The sequence below is a fragment of the Paraburkholderia sp. BGA-UO-ETr-F21 genome, assembly GCF_059567925.1.
Window position 1 is genome coordinate 35,207 of record NZ_JCAQOY010000003.1, and the last position, 16,463, is coordinate 51,669.

At 64.8% G+C, this 16,463-nt stretch carries 14 protein-coding genes; 9 read left to right on the forward strand and 5 right to left on the reverse strand.

What is annotated here, in order from left to right:
- Positions 1-111: 111 nt before the first annotated feature.
- The 4 genes from AC57B1_RS00805 to AC57B1_RS00820 form a co-directional block, all read right to left on the reverse strand.
- Positions 112-1,029, reverse strand: coding sequence for a PhzF family phenazine biosynthesis protein (locus AC57B1_RS00805; RefSeq protein WP_408345093.1), 918 nt, complete (start codon positions 1,027-1,029; stop codon positions 112-114).
- Between the two features lie 201 nt (positions 1,030-1,230).
- Positions 1,231-1,695 carry a RidA family protein gene (locus AC57B1_RS00810; protein WP_091796166.1) on the reverse strand — a complete coding sequence of 155 codons (465 nt, stop codon included), beginning with the start codon at positions 1,693-1,695 and terminating at the stop codon, positions 1,231-1,233.
- Between the two features lie 66 nt (positions 1,696-1,761).
- Positions 1,762-2,958 carry an aminotransferase-like domain-containing protein gene (locus AC57B1_RS00815; protein WP_408297173.1) on the reverse strand — a complete coding sequence of 399 codons (1,197 nt, stop codon included), beginning with the start codon at positions 2,956-2,958 and terminating at the stop codon, positions 1,762-1,764.
- A gap of 72 nt (positions 2,959-3,030) precedes the next feature.
- Positions 3,031-3,732: a VOC family protein gene (locus AC57B1_RS00820; RefSeq protein ID WP_496416295.1), complete on the reverse strand. Its 702-nt coding sequence runs from the start codon at positions 3,730-3,732 to the stop codon at positions 3,031-3,033.
- A 275-nt stretch (positions 3,733-4,007) separates the two neighbouring features.
- On the opposite strand from AC57B1_RS00820, the gene AC57B1_RS00825 reads away from it, so the two are divergent.
- Entirely contained in the window at positions 4,008-5,462 is a 1,455-nt protein-coding gene (locus tag AC57B1_RS00825; RefSeq protein WP_496416296.1) for an aminotransferase-like domain-containing protein, read from the forward strand.
- Positions 5,463-5,626: 164 nt separating this feature from the next.
- Positions 5,627-7,531 carry a molecular chaperone HtpG gene (gene htpG / locus AC57B1_RS00830; protein WP_496416297.1) on the forward strand — a complete coding sequence of 635 codons (1,905 nt, stop codon included), beginning with the start codon at positions 5,627-5,629 and terminating at the stop codon, positions 7,529-7,531.
- Between the two features lie 124 nt (positions 7,532-7,655).
- On the opposite strand, the gene AC57B1_RS00835 is transcribed toward htpG, so the two are convergent.
- Positions 7,656-7,925 carry a hypothetical protein gene (locus AC57B1_RS00835; RefSeq protein ID WP_177205001.1) on the reverse strand — a complete coding sequence of 90 codons (270 nt, stop codon included), beginning with the start codon at positions 7,923-7,925 and terminating at the stop codon, positions 7,656-7,658.
- 273 nt (positions 7,926-8,198) lie between these two features.
- Between AC57B1_RS00835 and AC57B1_RS00840 the strand changes: the two genes are divergently transcribed.
- The 7 genes from AC57B1_RS00840 to mctP all read left to right on the forward strand — a co-directional run bounded on the left by AC57B1_RS00840 (position 8,199) and on the right by mctP (position 16,357).
- Entirely contained in the window at positions 8,199-10,007 is a 1,809-nt protein-coding gene (locus AC57B1_RS00840; protein WP_496416298.1) for a tetratricopeptide repeat protein, read from the forward strand.
- 54 nt (positions 10,008-10,061) lie between these two features.
- Positions 10,062-11,879, forward strand: a complete 1,818-nt coding sequence (locus AC57B1_RS00845; RefSeq protein ID WP_496416299.1) for a hypothetical protein — start codon at positions 10,062-10,064, stop codon at positions 11,877-11,879.
- Positions 11,880-12,050: 171 nt separating this feature from the next.
- The gene (locus AC57B1_RS00850) at positions 12,051-12,734 is read left to right on the forward strand and encodes a chorismate--pyruvate lyase family protein (protein ID WP_496416300.1); all 684 of its coding nucleotides are present in this window, start codon (positions 12,051-12,053) and stop codon (positions 12,732-12,734) included.
- Entirely contained in the window at positions 12,734-13,207 is a 474-nt protein-coding gene (locus AC57B1_RS00855) for a DNA-deoxyinosine glycosylase (RefSeq protein WP_091796148.1), read from the forward strand. Before AC57B1_RS00850 ends, AC57B1_RS00855 begins: the two co-directional genes overlap by 1 nt.
- Positions 13,204-14,136, forward strand: coding sequence for a class I SAM-dependent methyltransferase (locus AC57B1_RS00860; RefSeq protein WP_496416301.1), 933 nt, complete (start codon positions 13,204-13,206; stop codon positions 14,134-14,136). Before AC57B1_RS00855 ends, AC57B1_RS00860 begins: the two co-directional genes overlap by 4 nt.
- A gap of 431 nt (positions 14,137-14,567) precedes the next feature.
- Positions 14,568-14,807 carry a DUF3311 domain-containing protein gene (locus AC57B1_RS00865; protein WP_007175718.1) on the forward strand — a complete coding sequence of 80 codons (240 nt, stop codon included), beginning with the start codon at positions 14,568-14,570 and terminating at the stop codon, positions 14,805-14,807.
- The gene (gene mctP / locus AC57B1_RS00870) at positions 14,807-16,357 is read left to right on the forward strand and encodes a monocarboxylate uptake permease MctP (RefSeq protein WP_408345116.1); all 1,551 of its coding nucleotides are present in this window, start codon (positions 14,807-14,809) and stop codon (positions 16,355-16,357) included. Before AC57B1_RS00865 ends, mctP begins: the two co-directional genes overlap by 1 nt.
- Positions 16,358-16,463 lie beyond the last annotated feature (106 nt).

Sequence of the window (16,463 nt, forward strand, 5' to 3'; positions counted from 1 at the left end):
TCGCACACGATGCGGCATTCTGTGGTCGAGCGTGGCAAGGCGGGATGAACCCCGGCCTCGTTACGGTTGCGAGCCGGTGTCCACGTTCGCGCTACGCAAGTAGCGCGCCGGTCAGGGCAGGCGGAAGGTACCGTCGACGATCGTCACCGACGAACCGCCAACCCATGTCTTGCCGCGTTGTCGAAGGGGGCTTGCCTCGGGGCGTGCATCGTCGTAGTGCACGCACACCTGGCCGGCACGGCCGAGCGCGGTGCCTTGACGCACCGAATAATGCGCGCCGGGGCGCAACTGCTGGGCGCTCAGGAGGCCTGCGAGCGCCGCATTGGCGCTGCCGGTCACAGGGTCTTCACCCATGCCGAAGCTGCCTCCGGACATCAGGCAGCGCACCTCGAAGGTGGCCGGGCCATCGGCCTCGTGCGGGCCATAGACGGCGAGCCCGTGGGTATTCACGGAATGCACGATCTCGGCGAGTGCGGCGGCATCGGGTTCCAGCGCGAGGCACTCGCGCGCCGAATTGACGCGCACCACGAGCCACGGCGCACCGTTGTCGACCGCGCAGGGTGCCGCGCTGAAATCGATCGCATCGCTACGCAAAGCCGCAGACAGCGCCGCGTAGCGATCCTTAGCAAGCGGCGTGACGCGCGCGGGCGGCGCAGCGAAGGCCCACGCGCCGAGCGGCTCGGACAGCGCCTCCAGTTCGACGAGCCCTACGCCGCACTGCTGCACGAGCTTGCCGGCCTGCTTCGGCTGATAGCCGCTTTCGAGCAACGCGTGCGCGGTGCCGAGCGTCGGATGACCGGCGAACGGCAATTCGCCATGCGTGGTGAAGATGCGCACACGATAGTCGGCGGCCGGGTCGGTGGGCTTCAACAGGAACGTTGTTTCCGACAGATTGGTCCAGTGGGCGATGGCCTGCATCTGATTCGCGTCGAGTGTGTCGGCGTCGAACACGACGGCAAGCGGATTGCCTTTGAATGGCACCGACGTGAATACGTCGACCTGTTTGAAACGGACAGTGTGAGCGGGCATGGGGCGCGGTCCGGCGAATCAAACGAATGAATAGGGTTGGCGGATTCTATCCGCTGACGGCGGAACGATCTACCTCACCACAAATGCAAAACGCGCCGCGGGTGGCTGACACCTCGCGACGCGTTTCGTTGCGCACTGCGCCGGGCGAACCGGCAGCCGTTGCGGGCCGCTCCTGCCATGCGGCTCGCGGGTTCGAGCGGGTTACTCCACTTCGGCGATCAGCTCGATCTCGACGCACGCGCCGAGCGGGATCTGCGCGACGCCGAATGCCGAGCGCGCATGCTTGCCACGTTCGCCGAACACATCGGCGATCAGTTCGGACGCGCCGTTGGTGACCAGATGCTGTTCGGTGAATTCGAGCGTCGAGTTGACGAGACTCATCAGCTTGACGATGCGCGTGACACGGTTCAGGTCGCCCACATGCGCGTGCAGCGTGGCGAGCAGGTCGATAGCGATGGAGCGCGCGGCGGCTTTGCCTTCCTCGGTGGTGAGGGTGGCGCCGAGCTTGCCGACCCATACCTTGCCGTCCTTCTTGGCGATATGCCCGGACAGATACACCGTGTTGCCGCTTTGCGCGCTCATCACATAGGCGGCTGCCGGCGCGCCTGCGCTCGGCAATTCGATGCCCAGTTGCTCGAGCTTGTCGTACACATTCGTTTGAGCCATGTTGAGTCCTTGATCAGTAGTGAAGTTCGGTTGACGCGAGGCGGGCGAAGACCGCGCTAAAAACGCTCAGATCTTCGCGCGAATCAGCGCGGCGAGACGCGACACGCCTTCGTCGATCTTGGCCGGCGGCACCGTGACGAACGACAGACGCAGCGTGTTGTGTTGCGCCTCGTTCGCGAAGAAGGGGCCGCCTGGCACGAACGCGACGTTCTGAGCGACCGCTTCTTCGAGCAGCTTCATGCTGTCGATCTGCGCGGGCAGATTCACCCACACGAACATGCCGCCTTCCGGGCGGTTCCAGCTGACACCTTCCGGCATGTAGCGTTCGAGCGAGGCGAGCATCGCCGCGCATTGATCGCGATACAGCTCGCGAATGGTCGGCACGTGCGTGTCGAGAAAGCCGTCCTTGATCACTTCGTACACGATGCGCTGGGTGAAGCTCGGCGTGTGCAGGTCGGTGGCTTGCTTGGCTTGCACGAGTTTGAAGATCAGCTCTTCGGGCGCGATGATGTAGCCGACCCGCAGACCCGGCGCCAGCACCTTCGAGAACGAACCGAGGTGGACGATATGGTCCGGCGCCATCGACAGCATGGTGGGCAGCGGTTCGCCCGCGTAGTCGAGCGCGCCGTACGGATCGTCTTCAATGACCGGGAACGGCGCGGTCTTCGCGAACTCGGCGAGCGCGCGGCGGCGCTCGACCGGCAGGCGGCGGCCCGTCGGATTCTGGAAATTGGGCTGGGCGTACAACAGGCGCGCGCCGGCGGTCAGTTCGGGCGTGAGCGCTTCGGGGATGAGGCCCTGGTCGTCGGTCGGCACTTGCACGTAACGCGGCTCGTACATCGAGAACGATTGCAGCGCGCCGAGGTAGGTCGGCGTTTCCACCAGGACCGGGCTGTCCGGGCACACCAGCACTTTGCCGAGCAGGTCCAACGCCTGCTGGGAGCCGGTGGTGATCAGCACCTGGCTCGGGCGAATCTGTGCGCCGTTGACCGAATAGCGCTTCGCGATCCATTCGCGCAGCGGCAGGAAGCCTTCAGTCGCGCTGTATTGCAGCGCCGCGGCCGGCTCGTCGCGCAGAATGCGGTCGGCTGCCGCGCGCATGCGTTCGGCCGGGAAGGTAGCCGGCGAGGGCAAGCCACCCGCGAACGAAATGACTTCAGGCCGCTCCGTGACCTTCAGAATCTCGCGGATCGCCGAGCTCGTGAGCTTGCGTGCGCGTTCGGACAGTTGCCACGTGGGGGCTTTCAAGTCGCTTTGGTCCATGGTCTCCTCTGCTGGTACTGGAACCGGTCAAAACTTCGATTATCGCGCGAGTCGGCGACCCGCGCGCGCTGCTTATTTAAGGGTCCGTAGACCGTCGGGTGTTTCAAACTCGGCGACGAGCGCCGGCGCGCCTTCCGTGGGCTGCAACTCGATCAGATGCGCCGCACCCAGCCACCGCAGTTGCGCCGCCACCGCCTCGGCTTGCGGATGCACGCCCTTCAGGGACTTTAGCGTGATGCCCGTTTCCGGCAGCACCGCCGACGGATGCCGCACCGTGTCCCACTGAATCAGCGACGGCAGCACACTGTCGCCGACGCCTTGCCAGGCGGGGAAGGCGCCGTCGTCGGGCACGGTCAGGCCCCAGGTGAAATCGCCGCGCGTCATCGGAATCACCGGAGCAATGCGCTGCGGATACTGCGCTTGCCACGTCGGGAGGTGTTTCGGCCGCTCGACCCGGGCGACCCAGTGCGACAGATACGGCCCGTTTTCGAGCCGCGCGTGCGTGGCCGGGTCGTCGAGGGCGAACAGGCGGGCGCGCGGCGCGTCGCCGCCTGCAGGCCCATTGTTCGGTGACGCGGCCAGCGGATCGATCGCGATCACTTCCAGATACACGCCGCCCCACAGGTTCAGCAGGCGGTTGTGCGTGCGCATCAACGGATGCGCGCCGCCGCCGGCCGGGGCGACGCCAAGCGTGTCGGCGACGTACTGCGTGCCCTCGTCGAGGGTGCGGGCGGAAATCACGAGGTGATCGAGGCGGAGCGGGTGAGCAGTCATGACGGATCGAGGAAACGGTTTCTGCGGTAAACCGGTACGTGCCGGGTGTGGCGGCAGCGTTGCCGGGGCCGTAAGCATAACCGTTTGCCGGATCGGCGGGCCATGCGGATGGCGTTTCGGCAGGGTTTTGCCGGATCACGCGAGGATTCCGGCATGACTCTCCAACGCCCCGCCGGACTGCGTCCCATCCTTTGCTTATCTCAAATGTAGCGGCGCCCACCGGCACAGTAACGGTACAATCGATTCGATACTGTTCGGTACAGTTGGAGCCCGTTATGTCCGTCCCGCTTGCCCAGATTCCCGCCCCGCACAACACCGCGTCGCTGACGCTGGTGGAGCAGCTCGTCCAGTGGGCGCGCCGCCGTATCGAGGAACGCGTGTTCCGCCCCGGTATGCGCATGCCGTCGATCCGCAAGCTCGCGCTCGACAAGGGCGTGTCGCGTTTCACCGTGGTCGAGGCGTACGAACGGCTGGTGGCGCAGGGTTTTCTGGAGTCGCGGCGCGGTTCCGGGTTCTATGTGCGCGAGCGGCTGGCCGCCGCGGCCTCCGCCGAGATTCATCGGCTCGCCGAGGCAGCCCCCGCGCCCGCCACCATCGACGTGGTCTGGCTGCTGCGCAACATGCTGCACACGGGCGCACGTCCGGAGCGCAGTCCCGGCCTCGGTTATCTGCCGGCGCGCTGGCTCGACGGCGATCTGATCACCAACGCGCTGCGCACTCTCGGCCGGCAAAGCGGCGCGCAAATGCTCGGTATCGGTACGCCGCAGGGCTTCCTGCCGCTGCGCCAGCAGTTGCAGACGCGGCTGGAAGAGTTGGAGATCGGCGCTTCGCCGGATCAGATCGTGATGGTGTCCGGCATTACCCAGGCCATCGACCTGATCTCGCGCATCTACGTGAAACCCGGCGATGCGGTGATCGTCGGCGATCCGGCGTGGTTCCAGATGTTCGGGCGCTTCGCCTCGCAGGGCGCGCGGCTGGTCGGCATGCCGTACACGCCGGACGGCCCCGATCTCGATGCGCTCGAGTCGCTCGTGCAGACCTGGCGGCCGAAAATGCTGGTGATCAATTCGGTGCTGCAGAACCCCACCGGCACGTCGCTCACGGCGGCCCAGGCGTTCCGTATTCTGCGTCTTGCCGAAGCGTACGACTTCATCGTCGTCGAGGACGATATTTACGGCGATCTGTGTCCGCCGAGCTATCCCGGCACGCGGCTCGCGAGCCTCGACCAGTTGAAGCGCGTGATCTACCTCGGCAGTTTCTCGAAAACGCTTGCACCGAATCTGCGAGTCGGCTTCATTGCCTGCTCGCCCGAGGTGGCAATCGCGGTCAGCGACCAGAAGATGCTGGTCGGCATGACGAGCCCGGAACTGAACGAGCGTGTCCTGTACAAGATCCTGACCGAGGGCCACTACCGGCGGCATGTCGAGCGCCTGCGCGTGCGGCTCGACGGCGTGCGCGAGAAGTCCGTGCGGATGCTGGAGAAGACCGGGCTGAAGCTGTTCCTGACGCCGATGGCCGGCATGTTCCTGTGGGCCGACACAGGCGTCGATGCCGGCGCGCTGGCGGCCGCCGGCCACGAAGCCGGCTTTCTGCTCACGCCCGGCAGCCTGTTCTCACCGCAGCAGTCGCCGACCACCTGGATGCGCTTCAATATCGCCAACTGCGGCGACCCGGAGCTGGCGACGTTTCTGTGCCGCTATCTCGACAGCGTGGCGCGGCGCGCCTCTTGAAACCGCGCCGGCTCGCCCCCAATTAGGCGGACGATCCGGCGTACCGCGGCTCGCGGCTCCGGCGGCCGGCTCACCGGCGGCCGGCGGCACGCCGGCGGGCAGCCCGCAACGAACGGCGCCGCGCCCGACTTGAACCCCATTCGCAACAGAGAGGAAGTCCGACCATGGCACAAGAAACCATGAGCTTTCAGGCAGAAGTGAAACAGCTTCTGCACCTGATGATCCATTCGCTGTACAGCAACAAGGAAATCTTTCTGCGCGAGCTGATTTCGAACGCGTCCGACGCGGCCGACAAGCTGCGCTTCGAAGCAATCGAAAACAGCGCGTTGTACGAGAACGATCCGAATTTGCGGATTCGCGTGTCGTACGACAAGGCCGCACGCACCATCACGCTCGACGACAACGGCATTGGCATGAGCCGCGACGAAGCGATCGCCAACCTCGGCACGATCGCGCGCTCGGGCACCAAGGAATTCTTCGGCAAGCTCTCCGGCGACCAGCAGAAAGACGCGGCGCTGATCGGCCAGTTCGGCGTGGGCTTCTATTCGGGCTTTATCGTCGCGGACAAGATCACGGTCGAAACGCGCCGCGCCGGTTTGCCGGCCTCGGAAGGCGTGCGCTGGGAAAGCGCGGGCGAGGGCGATTTCGCGGTCGAGCAGATCGAACGCAGCGCGCGCGGCACGACCATCACGCTGCATCTGCGTGCCGATGAAGACGAACTGCTGTCGTCGCATCGTCTGAAATCGATCATTCAGAAGTACTCGGACCACGTCGCGTTGCCGATCCTCATGCAGAAGGAAGAGTGGGACGCGGAAAAGAGCGAGATGGTCACGAAGGACGAAGACGAGACCGTCAATCAGGCCAGCGCACTGTGGACACGTGCGAAGAACGAGATCACCGACGAGCAGTACAAGCAGTTCTATCAGCACCTCTCGCACGACCATCAGGATCCGCTCACGTGGACGCATAACCGCGTCGAAGGCCGCAGCGAGTACACGCAATTGCTGTACGTGCCGACCCACGCGCCGTTCGACATGTTCAATCGCGATTATCGTGGCGGCCTCAAGCTGTACGTGAAGCGCGTGTTTATCATGGACGACGCCGAGCAACTGCTGCCGGCCTATCTGCGGTTCGTGAAGGGCGTGGTCGATTCGGCGGATCTGCCGCTGAACGTGTCGCGCGAAATCCTGCAGGAAAGCCGCGACGTGAAAGCGATCCGCGAAGGCGTGACCAAGCGCGCGCTGTCCATGCTCGAAGAGCTGGCCAATTCGGATAACGAGGCGGACAAGGAAAAGTACGCTGGTTTCTGGAAGGAGTTCGGCCAGGTGCTGAAGGAAGGCATCGGCGAAGACTTCGCCAATCGCGAGCGGATCGCGAAGCTCGTGCGCTTTGCGTCGACGCATACGGACACGCCGGAGCAGACCGTGTCGCTCGCCGACTACGTCGCGCGCATGAAGCCCGAGCAGACCAAGATCTACTACGTCACCGCCGACACCTGGCAAGCCGCGACCCACAGCCCGCACCTCGAAGTGTTCCGCAAGAAGGGCGTGGAAGTGCTGCTGCTGACCGATCGCGTGGATGAATGGATCCTGTCGTTCCTGAACGAGTTCGAAGGCAAGCCGCTGCAAAGCGTGGCGCGTGGCGACCTCGATCTGGGCGCGTTGAACGACGAGGAAAAAGAGGCGCAGGAAAAGGTTGGCGAAGAGTTCAAGCCGCTCGTCGAGAAGATGAAGGAAGCGCTGAAGGACAAGGCCAAGGACGTGCGCCTCACGTTCCGCCTGACCGACTCGCCGTCTTGCCTCGTTGCCGACGACGGCGAAATGAGCGGCTACCTGCAACGCATGCTGAAGGCCGCGGGCCAGCAAGCGCCGTCGTTCCATCCGATTCTCGAAGTGAATCCGGAACACGCGCTAGTGAAGGGGCTGCATGCGGACAGCGCGAATTTCGACGACTGGTGCCATCTGCTGTTCGATCAGGCCTTGCTCGCCGAAGGCGGCGCGCTGGAAGACCCGGCGAGCTTCGTGAAACGTACCAATGCGCTGTTGCTGGCGCGCGCGAACCAGGCGTGAGACGAGCCTGATTCCGCGGCGTTGCAATAACGCTTGTGGTTGAAAAATGCGCTGCTTCGGCAGCGCATTTTTTTTATCCGGCGCGGCAATGTCAGGACCGCTTCGGTGCTCTCAAGCCAGGGGCTTAACGCGCGGGAGCCGCGGCCTCCACATGGCGTACTTGCGAGAGCACGCAGCCGGCCAATTCCTTTGCCTCGTGACACGCGGCATGATCGGCCAGCACTTTCGCCGCGAGACTGCCGATCGCCTTGCTGGTCTGTTTCGACGTGTGATGCTGCGCCAGTGCCGATCCCGCCAGTTCCTTTTCCAGTTGCGCGACACCCGCGCGCCGCAATACGACAGCGGCTAGATGAGCGATGCGGTCGGACGTTTCCTTCGATTTCGCAGTGTTCAAGTGTTGCTCCAAGTTGTGATGGGTTGATCTGATCGGCCGGTGGGGCTGCGCCCGGGCATCGGTCGAAATTAATTATGGTTAACTAACTAAACAGAAGCAATGGCATTAAATTGAGATTGGTTTGTGAGATGCCAATGCTCGGCTTTATCTTATGATCGCGCGATTTTTATTCGGAGGCTTAAAGGATTATTTGGCGATCTTTAAGCGCCGCTAGCACTAGATCTTATTTTTGCGACTACGCACTCGCCCGCGACAACCACGCTCCTCATTCCCATGCCCGATTCCGCCTTGGCCGTTCCTCTCGATTCCGTTCATCTCCTGTGGTCGATCCTGCGCGAGCAAGGTTTCGATGCCGCCGCGCGGCGCGCGGCCGAATTAGCCGCGGCAGGCGTCACGCCGCAATTGCATGCGGACCTGTGTGCAATTGCGGCGCATTTCGAAGCGGCGTATCACAGCGCGTCGCAGGCGCAAGCGTGCGCGAACGGGGCGCGCCATGCCCGGCTCGCGCTGTTTGCCGACGCGCTCGGTCAGGCCGAGGCTGCGCAGCGTCACAGCGAGTTGGCGGTGGCCGCACAGCCGCTCGAGGCGACGCTCGACTGGGTGGCCTGGCTGATCGATGACTGCGGCGCGCCGTCGGCGGCTGTACCCATGCTGCGAGTCTATGAGCGTCGAGCGCCGCGGGACGCGCGCGCGCCGTGGTGTTTGTCGATCGCGTTGGCCGCACTGCCCGGGGCGGACGCGCGAGCCGAGCGTCGCGCGGCGCTGCTGCGGGCCTATGCGCTCGACCCCGCGATCGATCCGGCGTTGCCGTTGCAACTCGCGTTGGCGTTTCGCGAGATTCGCGACTGGCCGATGGTCGAGCGCGTCTGCCGCGAGAGTCTTGCGCGTCATCCCGGCGATGCGGAAATGGCGTGGCAACTCAGTCACGCTCAATGGCAGTGCGACGACCTGGCAGCGGCGGAGGCCACCATGCGCGCCGTGGACGCCGCCGCGCCTGGCAATGCGGACGTGCTGGCGGCAATCGGCATGTATCTCGGCGAGCAGGCGCGCTTTGAGGAGAGCGAAGCGGCGCTGCATGCCGCGCTCGCGCTCGATCCGTCGGGGGTGCAGGCCGCGGTCGATCTCGCCGATCTCGAACTGCGGCGCGGCGCCTGGTCGAGCGCGTGGCCGCGTTTCGAGGCGCGTCTTGCGCGCGAAGACCGCGAACAGAACAACGTCGTCAGCCTGATGGCGCGTTTGTGCCCGCGCTGGCGTGGTGAAGCGCTCGGCGGCAAGACGCTGGTGGTCCACAGCGAGCAGGGCAGCGGCGACGACATCCAGATGGTCCGCTTCATTCCGTTCATGGCCGCTCGCGTTCGCGACGAAGGCGGCCGGCTGGTGCTCGCCGTGCGTCGTGCGTTGCAACCGCTGTTTGCGCGTTTCTACGCCGATTGCGTGTCGATCGAAGACGGACCGCTCGGCTCGCCAGACTACGCGTTGCCGATGATGAGCCTGCCGCTCGTGCTTGGCCTCCATCCGGAGCAGATCCGCGGCACGCCGTACCTGCGGGCCGATGCAGCGAAGGTGACGGCGTGGCGCGAACGGGTCGGCGCACGCGCGCCCGAGGCGAAGTGGCAAATCGGCCTCGTCTGGTCGGGCAGCCCGACGCATCGGCGCGACGCCAAACGGTCGATTCCGCTTGCGGCACTGGCACCGCTGCTGGCGCTGCCCGATGTCGTATTCCATCCGCTCACGCCCGCACGCCATGCCGATGTGGCGGCGCTCGCCGCGCAGGGTTATCGCCTGTGCGACCTGACCGATGGCTACGAGCACGGTTTTGATGACGTGGCCGCCCATCTTGCCGCGCTGGACGCGGTGGTAACGATCGACAGCGCGCCATTGCATCTCGGCGGCGCATTAGGGCATCGCGTAGTGGCGATGCTGGATCACGTCTCGCACTGGTCGTGGGGCACGCAGGAGTCGCAGTTCTGGTACGACTCCGTCGATCTGTTCCGGCAGCCGCAGCCTGCACAGTGGGCGCCGGTGGTCGAGCGGGTGGCGGCGCATCTTGCGGCCATGATGTCACAGGACCAGAAAGCCTAAGCGGCGCAGACCATTGCAGATAAAGCAATTCACGCAACTGATTGATCGATGTAGATGCACGAAACAGACTTACTACTCAGCACCTCCTTCTCCGACGATGTCGCCGCAATCACAGCACATGCCGACGCCTGCTTCGCCGCGGGGCGTCATCTCGAAGCGATAGCCGACTACCAGCGGGTCCTCGCCGAACAACCGCAAAACGTCCATGCGCTCCACCGTCTCGGCCTCGCATCTTTCCGTGTCGATCAAACTGAGCGGTCGCGCGAATATCTCGATCTGGCATTGAACCTCGCGCCTGAGCGCGCGGATATCTGGGAGCACCGCGGCTTGATCGCCGCGCTGGGCGGCGAGCTGATCGTGGCCGAAGCGTTCTACCATCGCGCCATGAGCCTGGGTGGCGGCACCGCGAGCCTGCATCGCAATCTGGCCGACTGCCTGAAGCTTTCGATGCGTCTCGCCGAGGCACGCGGGCACTACCTCGAAGCGCTCGAACTCGAGCCGGCATTGCATCATGCGGTGCGCGCGCTGGCGCGAATCAGCACGCAGCTCGAAGGTCATCAGCACGCAGCGGACTACTGGCTGCGTGCCTGGCGGCTCGATTCGACTCATCTGCCCGACGCGCTCGAATTGATTGCGGCTCTGTGGCAAGCGCAGCGCGGCGACGCGATCGACGGCGTGCTCGCCGAGTTGCGCACGCGTTTCGCGGCGGACGCATTCGCGCTGCAACAGGTGGCTTACACGCTGAATGGCGTGGAGCGTTTCAGAGACGCGATCAGCGTCGCCATTCAAGGCATCGGCGTCGATCCGTATAACGGCTGGCTGCATCACAACGCGTCGTTTGCGTTCAACATGCTGGGCGAATTCCCGGCCATGCACGCGCATGCTGTCGAAGCCGCGCGGCTGATGCCCGACCATCCGCTGATGCAATTCAATCTGGCTGCCGCGCAATTGCGCGCGGGCGACTTTAAAAACGGCTGGAAGCAATACCGTTGGCATGAGGCGTTGCCGGAAAATCGCAATCTGGCGCGCCCGAATTTTCCAGAGTGGCGAGGTGAGCCGGTGGCGGGTCGCCGCTTTCTGCTCGTTGGCGAGCAGGGGCTTGGCGATCAATTGCAGTTCTTGCGCATGGCCGACTGGTTGCATCGTCTTGGCGCGCAAGTGGATGTCTGGGTCGAGGTACCGCTGGGCGAAGTCGCGCGCCTCGCGGCGGGTGTGCATGCCGCGTGGACCACCGCGCCGCCCGGACCGTACGACTACTGGTGCCGCATGCTCAGAATGCCGGAGCCCATGAATCTCGATCTGCCGATGTTGCCGCTCACCACATCTTATCTGCGTGCATCGCCAGCCCAAACGCAGCGTTGGCGGAACCGCCTCGACGCCCTTGCGTCGGTCGGTGCGTGCGGCCCGTCTGCAAAGCGCGTCGGCATTGTCTGGGCCGGCAATCCGGCGTACGGGCTCGATCGCTACCGGTCCATTCCGTTGCCGCAATGGCTGCCGGCTCTGGAGCAAACCGGCGTGAGCTGGTTTTCGCTGCAAAAGGGCGAGGCGCAAAACGAGGCGGTGACGTGGCGCACGGATCTCGGCATGCACAGGCTTGGGCCCGAGATCGGCACGTTCGCCGATACGCTCGCGATCGTGCAGTTGCTCGATCTGGTCATCACGGTGGACACCGCGGTTGCCCATCTGGCCGGCGCGTGCGGCACGCCGGTCTGGGTGCTGGTGCCGACCTTCACGGACTGGCGCTGGATGACGGAGCGTGACGATAGTCCGTGGTATCCGTCGGCGCGTCTGTTCAGGCAGCGCGAGTTGGGACGGTGGGATACGGTGCTCGATGAAGTCGCGCGAGCATTGCGCGATTTTGTCGCTAGCTGAGAGCGCGGCGCGTTCTGGCGCGAGCAGGGCGGCGAAAAAGTGGAATGATCCGAAATCGGCAATCCAGCCGAGGTGCTTCGCGACCCGCGTCGTAACAGATGAAATCCGCTGAAGGAAAGGGCGTGCGCGGCGGGGAAGGATCCGACGGCCGCGCCGTTATAATCCGACACCATGTCTATCCGTTTCGTTGCCACCGACGCCCACTGGCGCGTCGCTCCCTTGCCCGGCTTGAGCGCCGCGCAGAAAGACTGGTTGACCCGTGGTGGTTCACTGACCGCGCATCTGCGTGCGCTTGGCGCTGTCGAGGTACGCGTGACGCATGAGGGTGTCGCGCTTCCGTGGGCCGACGAGAGCGCCGCGCTCGGTCTCGCGCCGCGCGCGCCGGTGTGGGTACGCGAAGTCGTCCTCGCGGTCGACGGCGTGCCGTTCGTGGCGGCACACAGCATCGCGCCGCTCGCCGCGAGCGCCGGCGTCTGGCAAGCCATGCGGCGCTTGCGCACGCGGCCGCTGGCCGAGTTGCTGTATAGCGACAGCAGCGTGGCGCGTTCGTCGCTGGTGAGCCGCAGATTGACTGCGCGGCATCCGCTCTATCGCCTCGCGGCGCGCGCGGTCGAAGGCTTGCCGCCGCACGCGCTGGTCGCGCGCCGCTCGGTGTTCGAGCGCCACGGCACGCCGTTGATGGTGACCGAATGCATGCTGCCGGCGCTATGGGCGCATCTGGCGGGCTTGTCTCACGCGAGCCGGTCGGACGAGTGGCTCGCGCATCCGCGCGTGCGCGAACACGGCCGTCCGCTCGAGCACACCGCCTCGCGCGCGCATCCCGCCTCGCGCGCGACCGACGAGCGGCGCCGCTGATGCTGCGCGGCTTTCCTCCCGTCGCAGCGGCGGATACGCATACGCTGATTCTCGGCAGCTTTCCCGGCGAGGCGTCGCTCGCCGCGACACAGTATTACGCGCATCCGCGCAACCAGTTCTGGCGGCTTCTCGGCACCGTGCTCGACGAACCGCTCGCCGAACTCGCCTACGAAGAGCGTTTGCGGCGCGTGCTGGCTCACGGCATCGGTGTGTGGGACGTGCTCGCCGCCTGTACGCGCGAAGGCAGTCTCGACGCGGCGATCCGCAATGCCAGTCCGAACGATTTCGCTTCGTTGCGCGAGCACGCGCCGAAGCTCGCGAAAGTCTGCTTCAACGGCAAGACGGCGGGCCGCTTCGCGCCGGTGATCGGCGCCGCGGGCTACGCCACCCTGGTATTGCCTTCGTCGAGTCCGGCGAATGCTATGCTCTCGTTCGACCAAAAATTGCGTCTTTGGCGCGACATCCTTACATGACGAAATTGATCAAGCGCGCTTCCGCTGAAGCGCGTGCCTTCCGCAACCGTGACGCTGACGCCGCCGGCGGTCGTCCTCAAAAGCAGAACGAGCAGAAGCTCCCGCGCGGCAAGAAGCGCGCTTCGCACGACGAAGATCTGCAGGACGCGCCGCAAATCGAAGCGCCGCGCAAACCCCGTTTCGCGCCGGTGACGTTCTCGGAAGAGGGCGGCGTGCGCTTCCTGCATTTCGGCACGGAGTGGGTTCAAGGCGCGATGCGTCTGCGCAAGCCGGATCACATCGAACTCGAATACGCGCAGCAGATGATGGCCTGGCTGCTGTTCATCGAAACGCCCAGGCGCATCGTCCAGCTCGGTTTGGGCGCCGCGGCGCTGACCAAGTTCGCGCACCGCTTCCTGAAGCACGCGAAGGTCGAGGCGGTGGAAGTGAACCCGGCAGTCGTGGTGGCCGCGCGAACCATGTTCGAACTGCCGCACGACGACGCGCGTCTGAGCGTGCACGAAATGGATGCATGGGACTTCGTCAACGACCGCGCCAACCACGGCACGATCGGCGCGCTGCAGGCCGACGTCTACGACGCGACCGCGCGCGGTCCGGTGCTCGACAGCGTCGGCTTCTATCGTGCGGTGCGCGCGTGTCTGACCGAAGCGGGCGTGGTGACGGTGAACCTGTTCGGCGATCATCCGAGCTTCGTGCGCAACATGAAGCGTCTGAACGAAGCCTTCGACGGCCGCGTGGTCGCGCTGCCGGAAGTGCACGACGGCAACCGCATCGCGATCGCGTTTTCGGGGCCGCCGCTCGAGGTCCCGTTCACGGCGCTGCAAACGCGCGCCAAGCTGATCGAAACCGAACTTGGTTTGCCCGCACGCAAGTGGATCAAGGGCTTGCAGGAATCGACCGGACAGACCGGCGCCGCGTTCTCGATCTGATCTGGTGTGCCGAAGCGGTCGGACTCGCACGAGCCGGGTCCGGCCCGAAGCAGCACAGAGGCGCAATTGCCCCGTTGCCGCTCCCTTCGCCGTTGCGCCCACGCGACGGTTGCCTGCAGCACCATCCATTACGCATTGAGTAGCCGGTCCGCGTCTCCGTGACGCGGACCGGCGGCCTGTCAGAGCCAGGCCGCACGGACTCTCCCGCGCCCCGCCTCTTCGCATCGACACGTCCATTCGGACACCCCGCCACCGATCCCGAAAGCACGGTCGTGCTCGGGTCGTCCCTGCTTGACCGGGCGTTCGCGGCTCCTATACTCTTTCGAAGCTTTCGGGGCGCCCGTTGGCATTCGCGAGGCGACCCCTCGCTGCGGGATCCACCACCCGTCAAACACGGGCCAACATTTCAATAATAGGGAAGAGGAGACGTCATGGCTCACGACGCCGACGCGAACAAAGCCAGCAAGCACTGGCTCTGGTTGCTGCTGTTGCCCTGGATCGCAATGATCTGGGTGCCGTCATATAACAAGGTCGAACCGGTGCTGTTCGATTTTCCGTTCTTCTACTGGTATCAGCTCCTGTGGGTGCTGATCAGCGCCGTCATCACGGCGCTCGTGTACTTCAAGACCAAGACGCGCTCGAATGGCCGTCCGCAAGGGGGCGCACGATAATGAACGCCACAGCAACTTTCGTCTTCGTTCTGTTTTTCATCGGCGTCACGATTCTCGGCTTTATTGCGGCCCATTGGCGGCGTGGCGACCTCGCGCATCTGGAAGAGTGGGGCCTTGGCGGCCGGCGCTTCGGGACCATCGTCACCTGGTTCCTGCTGGGCGGCGACCTGTACACGGCGTACACCTTCATCGCCGTGCCGGCGCTGGTGTTCGGTGCGGGCGCAACCGGTTTCTTCGCGCTGCCGTACACGATCCTGATCTATCCGTTCGCGTTCGTCGTGTTCCCGAAACTGTGGAGCATCGCCAAACGTCAGGGCTACGTGACATCGGCGGACTTCGTGTCGGCGCGCTATGGTAGCCGGATGCTCGCGCTGGCGGTCGCCGTGACCGGTATTGTCGCCACCATGCCGTATATCGCGCTGCAACTGGTGGGTATCGAAGTGGTGATCGGCGCGCTCGGTTTCGACACCAAGGGCTTTGTCGGCGATCTGCCGCTGATCATTGCGTTCGCGATTCTCGCGGCCTACACGTACACCTCGGGCCTGCGCGCGCCGGCCATGATCGCGGTGGTCAAGGACATCCTGATCTACATCACGATCTTTGCCGCGATCATTGTGATTCCGCCGCAACTGGGCGGCTTCGGCCACATCTTCAGCATCGTGCCGCCGGCCAAGCTGTTGCTGAAGGCGCCGGACGTCTCCAGCCTGAACGGCTACAGCGCGTACGCGACGCTCGCGGTGGGTTCGGCGCTCGCGCTGTTCCTGTACCCGCACTCGATCACGGCGGTGCTGTCGTCGAAGTCGGGTAACACCATCCGCCGCAATATGGCCATGCTGCCGGCCTACTCGCTGGTGCTCGGCCTGCTCGCGCTGCTCGGTTTCATGGCGCTCGCCTCGGGTGTGAAGGACATGCCGGAGTTCGCGCCGTACTTCAAGGCGTTCGGCCCGAACTTCGCGGTGCCGGCGCTGTTCCTGCATTACTTCCCGTCGTGGTTCGTCGGCGTGGCTTTCGCGGCAATCGGCATCGGCGCGCTGGTGCCGGCGGCGATCATGTCGATCGCGGCAGCGAACCTGTACACGCGCAACATCCACAAGGAGTTCGTCAACCGCAACATGACGCATGAGCAGGAGACCAATGTCGCCAAGCTGGTCTCGCTGATCGTCAAGGTCGGCGCGGTGGCGTTCATTCTCGGTCTGCCGCTCACGTACGCGATCCAGTTGCAGCTGCTCGGCGGTATCTGGATCATCCAGACGCTGCCGGCGATCGTGCTGGGTCTGTACACGCGCGTGCTCGACTATCGCGGCTTGCTGGCCGGCTGGGCGGTCGGTATCGCAACCGGTACGTGGATGGCGATTTCGCTGAAGCTGGCCGGTTCGATCTTCACGATCCACCTGTTCGGCATGGCGATTCCGGGCTACGCGGCGGTGTGGTCGCTGATCGTGAACCTGGTGGTGTCGGTGGTGGTGAGCCTACTGGTGCGCGCGACCGGCATGCAGCGCGCCGAAGACCGCACCCGTCCGGAAGACTATCTGGACGTGGTCGAAAGCTAAGCACGACTAGCTTGCCTTGTTCCGCGTGACGGGTTCGAGAGCCTGAAAAGCGCAGCGCCCGCAGACGAAAGTTTGCGGGCGTTTGTCTTGATGGCATTGTGTTGCC

What these genes read in the sequence shown, in the direction of transcription:
- AC57B1_RS00845 (WP_496416299.1), top strand. Translation starts at nt 10,062, where the DNA reads ATGCACGAAACAGACTTACTACTCAGCACCTCCTTCTCCGACGATGTC.
- htpG (WP_496416297.1), top strand. Translation starts at nt 5,627, where the DNA reads ATGGCACAAGAAACCATGAGCTTTCAGGCAGAAGTGAAACAGCTTCTG.
- AC57B1_RS00840 (WP_496416298.1), top strand. Translation starts at nt 8,199, where the DNA reads ATGCCCGATTCCGCCTTGGCCGTTCCTCTCGATTCCGTTCATCTCCTG.
- AC57B1_RS00860 (WP_496416301.1), top strand. Translation starts at nt 13,204, where the DNA reads ATGACGAAATTGATCAAGCGCGCTTCCGCTGAAGCGCGTGCCTTCCGC.
- AC57B1_RS00855 (WP_091796148.1), top strand. Translation starts at nt 12,734, where the DNA reads ATGCTGCGCGGCTTTCCTCCCGTCGCAGCGGCGGATACGCATACGCTG.
- mctP (WP_408345116.1), top strand. Translation starts at nt 14,807, where the DNA reads ATGAACGCCACAGCAACTTTCGTCTTCGTTCTGTTTTTCATCGGCGTC.
- AC57B1_RS00850 (WP_496416300.1), top strand. Translation starts at nt 12,051, where the DNA reads ATGTCTATCCGTTTCGTTGCCACCGACGCCCACTGGCGCGTCGCTCCC.
- AC57B1_RS00815 (WP_408297173.1), bottom strand. Translation starts at nt 2,958, where the DNA reads ATGGACCAAAGCGACTTGAAAGCCCCCACGTGGCAACTGTCCGAACGC.
- AC57B1_RS00810 (WP_091796166.1), bottom strand. Translation starts at nt 1,695, where the DNA reads ATGGCTCAAACGAATGTGTACGACAAGCTCGAGCAACTGGGCATCGAA.
- AC57B1_RS00805 (WP_408345093.1), bottom strand. Translation starts at nt 1,029, where the DNA reads ATGCCCGCTCACACTGTCCGTTTCAAACAGGTCGACGTATTCACGTCG.
- AC57B1_RS00865 (WP_007175718.1), top strand. Translation starts at nt 14,568, where the DNA reads ATGGCTCACGACGCCGACGCGAACAAAGCCAGCAAGCACTGGCTCTGG.
- AC57B1_RS00820 (WP_496416295.1), bottom strand. Translation starts at nt 3,732, where the DNA reads ATGACTGCTCACCCGCTCCGCCTCGATCACCTCGTGATTTCCGCCCGC.
- AC57B1_RS00825 (WP_496416296.1), top strand. Translation starts at nt 4,008, where the DNA reads ATGTCCGTCCCGCTTGCCCAGATTCCCGCCCCGCACAACACCGCGTCG.